The organism is Paenibacillus sp. B1-35, from assembly GCF_050474385.1.
Taxonomy (GTDB): Bacteria; Bacillota; Bacilli; order Paenibacillales; family Paenibacillaceae; genus Paenibacillus_B; species Paenibacillus_B alvei.
Map to the genome: position 1 here is coordinate 73,524 of NZ_JBCHVJ010000010.1, position 11,968 is coordinate 85,491.

Consider the following 11,968-nt stretch of genomic DNA (forward strand, 5'->3'; position numbering starts at 1 on the left):
AAGAGGTTGTTTACTTTTTCACGCCCAATTGTGATATAATAACACCGTATAAGATGTCGGCTCTAATCAAGATAGACAGACGACGAACAACTTCCTAGGAGGATGGAGACCATGCCATTAGTTTCGATGAACGAGTTCTTGCCTAAAGCAAAAGAGAAAAAATTTGCGGTAGGTCAGTTCAACATCAATAACTTGGAATTCACACAAGCAATTACAGAAGCGGCGATGGAAGAAAACGCGCCAATCATCTTCGGTGTATCCGAAGGCGCTTTGCGTTACATGGGAATGGAGTACACAGTAGCAATGGCTGAGGCGGCTGCTAAGAAATCCGGCTTGCCAATCGCTTTGCACCTTGACCATGGTAGCACATTTGAAGTAGCAATGGCTTGTATTCGTGCCGGATTCTCTTCCGTTATGTTCGATGGTTCCCATCATGCATACGAAGACAACATCCGTTTGACAAAAGAAGTTGTTAAAGCAGCTCACGCTATGGGCGTATCGGTTGAAGGTGAACTGGGTACAATCGGCGGCGTTGAAGACGATCTTCACGTAGACGAAGATGCAGCTCAATTGGCTAACCCAGAAGAAGCAATTCGTTTCTATGAAGAAACAGGTGTAGATGCACTTGCAATTGCTGTTGGTACTGCTCACGGCATGTACAAAGGCGAGCCTAAACTTCATTACGATATCATCGAAGCAGTAGCTTCCAAAATCCCAGTTCCAGTCGTATTGCACGGCGGTTCCGGTGTACCTGACGAGTCCATCCGCAAAGCGATTGCAGCAGGTGCAGGTAAAATCAACGTGAACACTGAAAACCAAGTTGCTTGCACAGCAGCTATCCGTGAAGCACTGGCTAAAGATGCGAACGTTATCGACCCTCGCAAATACTTGACGCCAGCACGCAATGCAATGGTTGAAGTTGTTCGCAACAAAATCCGCTTGTTCGGATCCAATAACCAAGCATAATCGATATTCATATTTATGTTTACGAATGCGGGAAAAGCACCGGTTCGCGCCGGTGTTCTTCCCTTTTTTGCGATTATTCCACGTTTTTGCAAATGAACATGAATCCAATAAAGCATATGGGCGAGCCGGATCTGTAACAGGTGCGGCGTGGGGGGAACTTAGCTTGTGATGGAAAAGTTAATGATTTGCGGTGGGCGACCGCTGCGTGGCGCTGTGCAAATCAGCGGCGCAAAGAACAGTGCAGTCGCACTCATTCCTGCGGCAATATTGGCAGAGAGTGAAGTAGTGCTCGATAACTTGCCGGCATTAAGTGATGTTGCAACCTATACGGAGATTATTAGCGAACTCGGCGGAGAAGTAAGCTGGGAGGGCCCTTCCTTGCGAATTGACCCATCTAGCATGATTTCGATGCCAATGCATAACGGACCTGTGAAGAAATTGCGGGCCTCCTATTATCTAATGGGTGCCTTACTTGGGCGTTTCGGCGAAGCGACTATTGGCATGCCGGGAGGATGCAACTTTGAACCCCGTCCGATTGATCAGCATATTAAAGGATTCGAAGCATTGGGCGCTACGGTAACCAATGATCACGGAGCAATCCATATTTCGGCGCGCGAATTGCGCGGCGCCAAGATCTACCTCGATGTGGTTAGTGTAGGAGCAACCATTAATATTATGCTGGCGGCTTCCCGAGCCAAAGGCATCACCATTATCGAAAATGCGGCCAAAGAGCCTGAAATTATAGATGTAGCCACTTTGCTCAATGCAATGGGGGCTAGAATCAAAGGTGCTGGTACTGAATCCATTCGAATTGAAGGAGTGGGGGGGCTGCATGGGTGCCGACATTCTATCATTCCGGATCGCATTCAAGCAGGAACCTATATGATCGCTGCGGCAGCTACGCGTGGCGATATTCTCATCGACAACATCATCCCTAAGCATTTGGAAGCACTTACGGCGAAGCTGGAGGAAATGGGTGTGCAAGTCATCGAAGGAGACGAGTCTCTTCGTGTGATTGGCCAGCCTGACTATGAGGCTATCGATGTAAAGGCCCTCGTGTATCCAGGATTCGCAACAGATCTTCAATCACCGATGATCAGCTTGCTCACGCAAGCTGCTGGCGTAAGTATGCTGTCCGATCTCGTATATAGCAATCGATTTAAAAATGTGCCAGAACTGCTTCGTATGGGCGCCAAAATCCGTGTGGAAGGACGTTCAGCAGTCATTGAGGGAGCAAAGCTGAATGCAGCAAAGGTGAAAGCCGCTGATTTGCGTGCGGGGGCATCACTCGTGATTGCAGGACTAACTGTAGCAGATGGCATCACAGAAATCTCCGGTGTAGAGTATATTGACCGGGGCTATGATAATCTGGTTACGAATTTGCGCAATTTAGGCGCTGATGTATGGCGTCAGACGGAATAAATTGGCGGTTATAGGGTAAAAATAGGATAATGATCGTTTCGCAATCGTGGGTCAAGGGTGGTAACAACTTTCCGATAAGCTCCGATCAAGTGACCTGCAAGCGCGAAAATTCTAGTACTCGGCGTTTGTTTAGTGATCTGTATCCGAAAGAGAGTGATAGTGGTGCATTCTCTTTCGGATACAGAAGAAAATGCAACCTTTTAGCAAGTTCGAACGTACGAAGAGTATTTCCCTTTCTATTCCTTGAAGACGCTGTAGCGTTTAGCACCATCACTTCCATAAGTGCTTCGCTTCAATGACTTTCTTACCCAGGCCGACAGTTCCCATCTGTTATCTGTCCACTATTCATTGTATCAACCAGCCTTCATTTCTCATACTGACATACCGCTGCGTTTATACGTATCGATATCACAATTGGACTTATTCTTCTGACATCATTTGTATTTATCAACAGAATAGGAGTTGTATTCATGGAGTTACAAATTTCCGATTTGGAAACGAAAAAACTGACCGAGCTATATAAACTAGCAAAACAATTTCAAATTGCAGGCTATGGTCAAATGAAGAAAAAAGAATTAATATTTGCTATCTTGCGCGCGCAGGCGGAACAAGGCGGCTTTATGTTTATGGAGGGAATACTGGACATTCTTCCGGAGGGCTTCGGTTTCTTGCGTCCTATTAACTATTTGCCGAGTTCAGAAGATATTTATATCTCTCAATCTCAAATTCGCAGATTCGACCTTCGTACGGGTGACCTCGTATCAGGGAAGTGCCGTCCTCCAAAAGAGAACGAGCGATACTTCGGATTACTTCAAATCAATGCTGTAAACGGCGAGAACCCAGAAGATGCGGCACAGCGCCTTCACTTCCCTGCCTTGACACCGCTATATCCAGAGAAGAAGCTTGTGCTTGAAATGGCTTCCAACAAAGTGTCTACTCGTATTATGGATATGCTCGCGCCGGTTGGGCTTGGACAACGCGGACTTATCGTAGCACCTCCTAAGGCCGGTAAGACATTACTTCTGAAGGAAATCGCGAACAGCATCTCGACCAACCACCCTGAGATTGAACTATTCGTCCTGCTCATTGACGAGCGTCCTGAGGAAGTAACGGATATGCAGCGTTCTGTAAAAGGAGAGGTTGTTGCATCCACATTTGATGAGGTGCCAGAGAATCATATCAAGGTAACAGAGCTTGTTCTGGAGCGCGCTTTGCGTCTAGTAGAGCATAAGAAGGATGTAGTTATTCTGCTTGATAGTATTACGCGCTTGGCTCGAGCTTACAATCTGGTGGTTCCACCGTCTGGCCGTACATTATCTGGCGGTATCGATCCTGCTTCCTTCCATCGTCCGAAGCGGTTTTTCGGTTCTGCCCGCAATATTGAAGAGGGTGGCAGCCTGACGATATTGGCAACAGCGCTGGTTGAGACAGGCTCGCGTATGGATGACATCATTTATGAAGAATTTAAAGGAACAGGGAATATGGAGCTTCATCTGGATCGTAAGCTGGCTGAACGCCGTATTTTCCCGGCTATCGATATTCGCCGCTCAGGAACGCGCCGCGAAGAAATGCTCTTGTCCAAGGAAGAACTGGATAAGTTGTGGGCAATTCGCAAGAATATGAATGAATCTCCAGAATTCGTGGATCAGTTCTTGAAGAAGCTGCGCGATACAAAGACGAACGAAGAATTTCTGGCATCACTGGATACGAGCGGTACGCCAACACCGCCTCCGCGCAGAACGCGCAGCAGCTCTGTGAGCTCCTAAGCACTCGTTCTTTGGTCATTAAGCGGACAAGAATATGATTATAACATGAGATTGCGAACTTGATGCAAACATGCTATAATCCATTCATGCGTTTTTTATATACTCTGGGCACGCAAAGGGCTCAGGGCGGAAAGAGGTGAATTCGAGTGAAAGAAGCAATTCAACCGAAATACCACATTACGACTGTAACTTGCGCTTGCGGTAACACTTTCGAAACAGGTTCCGTTAAAGAGAACTTGAAGGTAGAGGTTTGCTCCGCTTGCCATCCATTCTTCACAGGTAAGCAGAAGTTCTTGGATGCTGGTGGTCGTGTGGATCGATTCAAAAAGAAATACGGCATGTAATACGTATGTTTATGATATGGACTCCCTTGCTGGCAACAGTCAAGGGAGTTCATTTTTTTTATATGTATAACTGCTCCCTTAGCGGTCTAACAGTTGGAACGGAAAATTCGCACAAAATGTCAAAACGACATTTGTGAAAATTCGCTACAATTAATTGGGACGGGAATTTTATCAAGATAGAAGCCTTCATCATGGGGAGGTCAGGCTATGTGGCGGGAACACGAGCAGTGGATTAAAGATGCTGTATCCTACATAGAACGAAATATAAAAGAAAACGTTGATGCGGTGGCCGTTGCGGAACATTGCTCGGTATCCCGTTTTCACTTTAACCGGGTGTTTCAACGGCATGTCGGAGTAAGTGCAGCAACTTTATTGCGAGAACGCAGACTGGCAGGGGCTGCGGCGGATCTGCTTTCCACAGATAAACGAATCCTGGATATTGCGCTAGAATACAGATTTTCTGGTCAAGACAGCTTTACACGTGCCTTCAAGCAGATGTACGGTATGACACCGAATGAATATCGCAAAGGTTTTCGTTGTTTTCATTGGACAAAGGAGGAGAATAGAATGATTGAAAATCAGGGTTCTATACCTGAACTGCAAGCTGCTCCGCCAGGATGGACAATTACAGGTGTATATCCGAACCAGTATCGGGTAAGCGTTGATCGTGTTCATGTTCATCGGGGAAGGGCATCGGGCACCATTCGAGCTAAAGAGGTTGCGGATCCACGGGGGTTCTGTACGCTGATGCAGATGATCAAGGCTGGAAAGTATGCTGGCCAGCGACTTCGTTTGTCTGGGTTCCTGAAGACGGACGGCGTTAAGGGATGGGCAGGCATGTGGATGCGGGTCGACGCCAAAGATGAAGTGCCTATCAACTTTGATAACATGGATGAACGCCCGATTGTTGGATCAACGGAGTGGAGCTCCTATGAAGTAGTGCTTGATATTGCTCCTTATGCGGAAGTGATTGCATTCGGTGTGCTGCTAAGCGGCTCAGGTCAAGTGTGGATGGATGGGATTCGCCTGGATATAGTTGATGACTCTGTTCCCACGACTGGTGGATTAGCGACGAATAATAAGATGCCTGATGAACCGGTGAATTTGGACTTTGAGATGAACTGTGAATCGTAAGAACGGAGCCTAGGCGGTATGGTTGAAAAATTATTCGAGCTTGGATTAGGATTTATATGGCATATCATTAAGGGAGAACTGCCGTTAACCATCATCGGTAGTACGCTTTTGTTAGGGGTATTGTTTGTATGTGTGGGGGAATGGAGTGAGCGCCGCAAGCAGGAGCGGTTGGTTCAGACCGAGCCTAAACCGCTTAGAAGCAAGCGCACTTTTATTAAGGACGCCATCATTGTGATGGCTGCCACCTTTGTCGTGGTCGGCAGTGCATATGGTATTTTTCGTTTGATTGCACGGGCTCTTCCTCATTGGGGATGGCCTGTTCTTCCGGATGGGAATGTCACACTTGCATGGATAAGTCTCATTGTGGTGATGCTATCTCTAGCAGGAATCCTTATCCTGGAGTTATTTTGGGGAGATAAGCCTGTGACTCTCGCACCATTTTGGATTGCATTTGGATTTGTGTGGGCTGCATTATCTACTTGTGTGCTGCAATGGGTGTATCCGATAGCGAGCGCTAAGCCTTGGGTTTATTTTATCTCAGGCTTGATTAGTGCGTTGCTATGTGTACTGCTGAGGTATCTTCAGCAAATGGACGAAGAACCGGGTAAAAACAAGGAAGAAGGCAGTTCCATAACTGTTAACAAATGACGTTGGTTGCACTTTTGTTGCAAATCGTCTATACTAAGTTATGCCGTGCTAGACGGGGAGGTAGCGGTGCCCTGTAACTCGCAATCCGCTGTAGCGAGGTTGAATTCCTGTTAGAGGTTTTGTCGATGTGGGGTTTGGCGTCTACACTCGGTGTTGACGGCTGGGTCCTCCGCAATGGGTGCCTATGAACTTGGTCAGGTCCGGAAGGAAGCAGCCATAAGTAGGAGAGCTCATGTGCCGGAGGGAAGCCTGGCCTGAGTCGTAGTGTGGAAGTGCCGCTCGGATCGCAATTATCAATAACAGGTGCACGGTTCATATAGTGCATACGAGGACACCGGGATAACCGGTGTTTTTTTGTTTAAACAAATATGAATACATGTTCATATTATATATATGGCAGGAAAAATACCGCCTTTTGGCGAATTGTACAACGAACAACAAGTGAGCGGATAATCTCATTTTCGTTTCTGCAAAAAGAGGTGAGTGTATGAACGAATCAAGCATACCGATACATGGCGCTCTGTCGCAACAGTCCCTACCTTCCTCCTGCAATGAAGGGGCAAATGTGAAGGCGTTGCACATGGAACTAACACTGCTACAGCAATTTGCCGGTGCTTTTATACAGGATGTAAATTTAGGGATTATGCTGTTGGATATTCAGTTTACCCTGGTGGACATCAGTGATATGGCCTGCAAAGTGTTAGGCTGGGAGAGGGAGAAGGTGCTCGGAAGACGTGTTAATGAGTTGTTTGGCGACATGCCTACAGAGCATCATCTCGTACAGCGATCATTGCTTGAAGGTGTGAGTGTTCGGAATCATGCTGTCTCTTGGCGAAATGGTGTTGAACGATATGAGCTTCTTATGGATTCCAATGTCATGCGCGATGAACAGCGCCGCATTGTAGGTGCGTATGTGCTGTTCAAGGATGTATCCAATTTGCGCTCGTTGGAGGAACAGGTGCAGCGAAGTGATCGGTTGGCAATGATTGGGCAAATTGCAGCAGGGACGGCCCACGAAATTCGTAATCCCTTAACCTCTATAAAGGGTTTTCTGCAGATGTTCAAGAAGACACTGCGTGACAAGGGGATGGCGAAGGAAGTCCATTATACCGAAATCATGCTAACGGAAATCAACCGGATTAATGAACTGGTCGGTGAGTTTCTGCTTTTAAGCAAACCGAAACATGTCACAATTGAGCGTGTTAATGTACATCAGGTAATGAACGATATTTTACCGATTATTCGCAGCGAGGCAGTACTGCACGGTGTACATGTTCGATACGAGGCAGGGGAGTCTGTACCGAATGTGGTGGCGGATCGCGAGCTGCTGAAGCAGGTGTTTATCAATATCGCCAAGAATGGAATAGAGGCGATGGTGGAAGGCGGCACGCTGACGGTGAGCGTGAAGCGGGATAGTGCAGAGCAGCGTGTGCTGATCGATATCCATGATACGGGTCCGGGGATTCCGGCATTTCTCGTTGATAAGATATTCGATCCCTTTTTTACGACAAAACAGAATGGAACGGGACTGGGGCTCTCGGTATGCCAACGAATTATTCATGATTTAGGGGGGACGATACGCGTTTCCTCTAAGGGGTTTGGCACGACATTTACGCTCGCAGTCCCTTATCAGAGCTCATAGAGATGTAGTAAGCGCCTCTCTTTTCCAAAGAGAGGGAATGGCTGTTTTTTTAGAGGTTATGATATAGTATAATAAGTAAAAACGTTTTCGAGGTTGCATCATGGGGCATATCGCATTGTATCGCGCATGGAGACCACAGTCATTTCAAGACATGGTCGGACAACAGCATATTATTCAAACGCTGCAAAATTCGCTGCGGGAGCGGCGTTTTTCGCATGCATATTTGTTTAGCGGCCCGAGAGGAACCGGGAAGACGAGTGCAGCGAAAATACTGGCGAAGGCTGTCAACTGCGAACAAGGGCCGAGCCCGGAGCCTTGCAACGCTTGTGAAGCGTGTCAGCGCATCACTGCCGGAGCTGTGATGGATGTAGTGGAAATCGATGCTGCATCGAATCGCGGTGTAGAGGAAATTCGCGATCTTCGTGAAAAAGTGAAATATGCGCCAACAGAAGTTCGCTACAAGGTGTACATTATTGATGAAGTTCACATGTTGACGACGGAAGCTTTTAACGCCTTGCTGAAGACGTTAGAAGAACCGCCTTCGCATGTGATGTTCATATTGGCGACGACAGAGCCGCATAGGCTTCCAGCTACGATTATTTCGCGTTGCCAGCGTTTTGACTTTCGTCGAGTCTCGCTTGCTGAGCAAGTACAGCGCTTGGCTCAGGTGTGCAAGGAAGAGAATATTCAAGCTGATCATGACAGTTTGACCTATATTGCAAAGCTGTCTGACGGCGGGATGCGCGATGCGATCAGCTTGCTGGATCAAGCAGCCTCCTTTACTGACGGAGCCATTACCTATCAACAGGTATTGGACATTACTGGGGGTATGCCCGAAGAGAGATTCGCTGAACTTGCCCGAGCGGTACAAGCGGGTGATGTTGGATCGGTGCTTTCGGTGGTTGAGCAACTGATGCAGGAGGGCAAGAGCGCAGACAAGTGCATGGAAAGCCTGTTGTACTTTTTCCGAGATCTGCTTATGATGAAGATGGTGCCGAGCGGAGATACACTAACGGATCGGTTGACTCGCGTGGAGTCTTTCCGTGATTTGGCTGAAGGGTTCACAGAGAGTCGTTTGTTTCACATCATCGATACGCTGAATCGATACCAGACGGATATGAAGTTCGCTGTGCAGCCGCAGACTTTGTTCGAGGTCGCACTGCTTCAATTGGCAGCTTCGGGTCAGCGTCCCTTGCATCGTGCTGCGGATACTGGCGAGTCCGTTCAAGGGGAGATTCGACAGGATGGAATGGAACATTCCTCCTCCCTGCAACATTTGCGTCAACAGATTACGTCTTTAGAGGCGAAGGTTGAACAGTTAATGAAATCAGGGGGGGCAGGTGCAGGCCGTCAGGAACAAGTAACGAATGAACGTACACCTGCTGCAACACGCCCATCTGGACGCGTATCCAAGTTCTCTAAGCAGCCGCCGCAGTTTGAGCGATACCTTGCGAATCATAACAGCGCCGAATTCAATCGCATTCGAGGTACTTGGGGACAAGTGCTGCAGCGAGTGAAGGAAGCGGGTGTCACCATTCATGCTTGGCTGGTTAACGGTGAACCTGTGTCATGTCTGGAGGATCGGATTCTGATTGGTTTCAAAAATTCGATTCACCGAGATACGACAGAGAAGCCGACTAATAAGCAGGTGATCGAGCAAGTGCTGTCCGAAACCTTTGGCAAGCCGTACCAGATGGATACCATGATGCTCAAGGATTGGGAGGCTGCAGCAGCCCGAACCGAAGACAAGGAAGAGCAGGAATTCCAATTGGAGCCAGAGGGCCAAGAAGGCCGCAATCATTCTCAAGAACCATGGATTGACGAGGCAATCCAGTTATTTGGAGAAGATCTCGTTGTCATAAAAGAGTAATTTATATTAAATGGAGAAAAAAGGAGATTCACGGCGATGAACAATATGAATCAAATGATGAAGCAAGTTAAAAAAATGCAAGAACAAATGTTGAGAGCTCAAGAAGAATTGGCTGATAAAAAAGCAACTGGCACTTCTGGCGGCGGAGCTGTAACTGTAGAAGTTAACGGCCACAAAAAAGTGCTTAGCATTGCTATTAAACCAGAAGTAGTGGATGTAGAAGATATCGAAATGCTTCAAGACCTTGTTATGACCGCTGTTAATGATGCGTTGACAAAAGCAGAAGACATGGCAAATGACGACATGTCCAAATTCACAGGCGGAATGAAAATTCCTGGCTTGTTCTAAATCTAGACACATGAATGTGAGGCATATACCGATTCCGGTATATGCCGTTTCTACCATTAGGGGAAGTTTTTTGGGTGTAAGGACGAGGTTGCAATCGTCGATTAAGCTATCGTAAAGGAGAGCCCGCATTGTATTATCCAGAACCGATCGCCAAGTTGATCGAGGCATTTACACATTTGCCCGGAATCGGGCCGAAGACGGCGGCTCGTCTTGCGTTTCATGTACTCCGTATGCAGGAGGACGATGTTATTGATTTTGCGAAGGCGCTTGTTAACGTAAAGAGAAACCTGCATTACTGCTCTGTGTGCTGCAATATTACAGATATTGATCCTTGCCGTATTTGCTCAGATAAGACGCGTGATGCCTCTGTCATGTGCGTTGTACAAGAAACCAAGGATTTGGTTGCGATGGAGCGTACGAAGGAGTTCATGGGGTATTATCATGTGCTTCAAGGTGCAATATCCCCAATGGAAGGAGTAGGCCCGGAGGATATTCGTCTTGCTGAGTTGCTCAAGCGGCTTAGTGATGAGCGGGTTAAAGAATTAATCTTGGCCACCAATCCGAATATTGAAGGGGAAGCAACAGCAATGTATATCTCAAGGCTTGTGAAGCCGTTTGGCATACGTGTTACGAGAATTGCCCATGGTCTGCCTGTGGGCGGTGACTTGGAATATGCGGATGAGGTGACCTTATCTAAGGCGCTAGAAGGCCGACGCGATATTCAATGAGGTAATTAGAGTGGTTCAGCACAGGAGTGTATAATTGCTGTTATTTGATATAGGGGCTCTCGACCATCGAGGGCTTTTTTTTGTTGTCTGCAAGGAGATCTGTAGTGTTGAATGGATATGAAACGCTAAGACCTAAGCAGGAGCCTGACAAAGATGTTCTAGCCTTGTCCCTTCTTTCATATGAATGAACCAGTAAGGGATAAGGGAGGGAGCTAAATGTGGGAAAAGATCCAAAAATGGTTCATGCGAAATCGGGACAAGCGTGAATATGGTTTGACTTTGTCTGAGCAGCAATTGTTGATGAGAGATATTCGAACAGCATTATCAGAGTGGGAGATGGCCGGTATTCGTTTTGACCATGCGTTGGGGTCAGATGAAATAGACTACGCAATTTCTACATTAGAGGCGGCTGAGAAACGGATTGCCATGCTAATGAAACGGGCGAAGCGGGTGAACCTGCATGCATTGCGTTTAGGGGAGGTATTATAAAGATGAAGATACTTTTGCTTGTATTGCTCATTGCATCCATAGCTGGGCTGCTCCTTGTCCTCGTCCGTCAGCGGTTGGCATGGCGTGGGATCTTGACCTTTCTGCTGCATGGAGTTAGCGCATTTGCGCTATTGTACCTTGTGAATACGACTGGGTGGGTTGCAGGAGTTCAAGTCCCGATTAATCCAGTTACCTTAACGGGAGTCGGATTGCTTGGAATACCAGGACTTGCTCTCGTTATTTCCCTTAAAATGGTAGGTATTTAGTGGTTGACGCAACCCTTGCCTTTATGATAAATTAATCAATGTCGCTTCGGACATGAGTTAACAAACTTAAAACAAAACAATCTCGAAAGAGATTAAAAAAAGTTTTAAAAAAGTGTTGACACGAAATGAACGAAATGATAAGATATAAAAGTCGCCGCTGACAAAGCGGTGAGAAAAAGAAAGTAACTAAGAGATTGGTTACTGACTGAGATTGTTCTTTGAAAACTGAACAACGAGCAACGTTTGTGAATGAGGTAGCAATACCTCGTCAAAAGATATGAGCAGTTCAAACTTAACTTTAACGGAGAGTTTGATCCTGGCTCAGGACGAACGCTGGCGGCGTGC

General features: G+C 47.0%; 12 protein-coding genes and 1 other RNA gene. All 13 read left to right on the forward strand.

Annotated elements, in window-relative coordinates:
• Nucleotides 1–111: 111 nt before the first annotated feature.
• The 13 genes from fba (at nucleotide 112) to ACQ5BJ_RS25115 (ending at nucleotide 11,623) form a co-directional block, all read left to right on the forward strand.
• Nucleotides 112–966, forward strand: coding sequence for a class II fructose-1,6-bisphosphate aldolase (gene fba / locus ACQ5BJ_RS25055; protein ID WP_005545712.1), 855 nt, complete (start codon nucleotides 112–114; stop codon nucleotides 964–966).
• 168 nt (nucleotides 967–1,134) lie between these two features.
• Nucleotides 1,135–2,388, forward strand: a complete 1,254-nt coding sequence (locus ACQ5BJ_RS25060) for a UDP-N-acetylglucosamine 1-carboxyvinyltransferase (RefSeq protein WP_040735650.1) — start codon at nucleotides 1,135–1,137, stop codon at nucleotides 2,386–2,388.
• A 470-nt stretch (nucleotides 2,389–2,858) separates the two neighbouring features.
• Nucleotides 2,859–4,154: a transcription termination factor Rho gene (rho, locus tag ACQ5BJ_RS25065; protein ID WP_005545714.1), complete on the forward strand. Its 1,296-nt coding sequence runs from the start codon at nucleotides 2,859–2,861 to the stop codon at nucleotides 4,152–4,154.
• Between the two features lie 146 nt (nucleotides 4,155–4,300).
• Complete coding sequence (gene rpmE / locus ACQ5BJ_RS25070) at nucleotides 4,301–4,498, forward strand: 50S ribosomal protein L31 (RefSeq protein WP_005545715.1); 198 nt, start codon at nucleotides 4,301–4,303, stop codon at nucleotides 4,496–4,498.
• Nucleotides 4,499–4,705: 207 nt separating this feature from the next.
• Nucleotides 4,706–5,632, forward strand: coding sequence for a helix-turn-helix transcriptional regulator (locus ACQ5BJ_RS25075; RefSeq protein ID WP_289356814.1), 927 nt, complete (start codon nucleotides 4,706–4,708; stop codon nucleotides 5,630–5,632).
• An 18-nt stretch (nucleotides 5,633–5,650) separates the two neighbouring features.
• Complete coding sequence (locus ACQ5BJ_RS25080; RefSeq protein WP_367667819.1) at nucleotides 5,651–6,280, forward strand: hypothetical protein; 630 nt, start codon at nucleotides 5,651–5,653, stop codon at nucleotides 6,278–6,280.
• Between the two features lie 43 nt (nucleotides 6,281–6,323).
• An RNA gene (ffs, locus tag ACQ5BJ_RS25085) (signal recognition particle sRNA large type) lies at nucleotides 6,324–6,591 on the forward strand.
• Between the two features lie 176 nt (nucleotides 6,592–6,767).
• Nucleotides 6,768–7,922 (forward strand): ATP-binding protein, encoded by a 1,155-nt coding sequence (locus ACQ5BJ_RS25090; RefSeq protein ID WP_163978578.1) that lies wholly within the window; start codon nucleotides 6,768–6,770, stop codon nucleotides 7,920–7,922.
• Nucleotides 7,923–8,022: 100 nt separating this feature from the next.
• Nucleotides 8,023–9,792, forward strand: a complete 1,770-nt coding sequence (gene dnaX / locus ACQ5BJ_RS25095) for a DNA polymerase III subunit gamma/tau (RefSeq protein WP_005545721.1) — start codon at nucleotides 8,023–8,025, stop codon at nucleotides 9,790–9,792.
• A gap of 36 nt (nucleotides 9,793–9,828) precedes the next feature.
• Nucleotides 9,829–10,140, forward strand: coding sequence for a YbaB/EbfC family nucleoid-associated protein (locus ACQ5BJ_RS25100; RefSeq protein ID WP_262866527.1), 312 nt, complete (start codon nucleotides 9,829–9,831; stop codon nucleotides 10,138–10,140).
• 128 nt (nucleotides 10,141–10,268) lie between these two features.
• On the forward strand, nucleotides 10,269–10,868 hold the full coding sequence (recR, locus tag ACQ5BJ_RS25105) for a recombination mediator RecR (protein ID WP_005545723.1): 600 nt from the start codon (nucleotides 10,269–10,271) through the stop codon (nucleotides 10,866–10,868).
• A gap of 216 nt (nucleotides 10,869–11,084) precedes the next feature.
• Nucleotides 11,085–11,357, forward strand: a complete 273-nt coding sequence (locus ACQ5BJ_RS25110) for a DUF2508 domain-containing protein (protein WP_289356816.1) — start codon at nucleotides 11,085–11,087, stop codon at nucleotides 11,355–11,357.
• Between the two features lie 2 nt (nucleotides 11,358–11,359).
• Nucleotides 11,360–11,623, forward strand: coding sequence for a pro-sigmaK processing inhibitor BofA family protein (locus ACQ5BJ_RS25115; protein WP_005545725.1), 264 nt, complete (start codon nucleotides 11,360–11,362; stop codon nucleotides 11,621–11,623).
• Nucleotides 11,624–11,968 lie beyond the last annotated feature (345 nt).

Excerpts from the sequence above, each read along its gene's own strand:
- fba (WP_005545712.1), top strand. The coding sequence starts at position 112 with ATGCCATTAGTTTCGATGAACGAGTTCTTGCCTAAAGCAAAAGAGAAA.
- ACQ5BJ_RS25060 (WP_040735650.1), top strand. The coding sequence starts at position 1,135 with ATGGAAAAGTTAATGATTTGCGGTGGGCGACCGCTGCGTGGCGCTGTG.
- rho (WP_005545714.1), top strand. The coding sequence starts at position 2,859 with ATGGAGTTACAAATTTCCGATTTGGAAACGAAAAAACTGACCGAGCTA.
- ACQ5BJ_RS25075 (WP_289356814.1), top strand. The coding sequence starts at position 4,706 with ATGTGGCGGGAACACGAGCAGTGGATTAAAGATGCTGTATCCTACATA.
- ACQ5BJ_RS25080 (WP_367667819.1), top strand. The coding sequence starts at position 5,651 with ATGGTTGAAAAATTATTCGAGCTTGGATTAGGATTTATATGGCATATC.
- ACQ5BJ_RS25090 (WP_163978578.1), top strand. The coding sequence starts at position 6,768 with ATGAACGAATCAAGCATACCGATACATGGCGCTCTGTCGCAACAGTCC.
- dnaX (WP_005545721.1), top strand. The coding sequence starts at position 8,023 with ATGGGGCATATCGCATTGTATCGCGCATGGAGACCACAGTCATTTCAA.
- ACQ5BJ_RS25100 (WP_262866527.1), top strand. The coding sequence starts at position 9,829 with ATGAACAATATGAATCAAATGATGAAGCAAGTTAAAAAAATGCAAGAA.
- ACQ5BJ_RS25110 (WP_289356816.1), top strand. The coding sequence starts at position 11,085 with ATGTGGGAAAAGATCCAAAAATGGTTCATGCGAAATCGGGACAAGCGT.
- ACQ5BJ_RS25115 (WP_005545725.1), top strand. The coding sequence starts at position 11,360 with ATGAAGATACTTTTGCTTGTATTGCTCATTGCATCCATAGCTGGGCTG.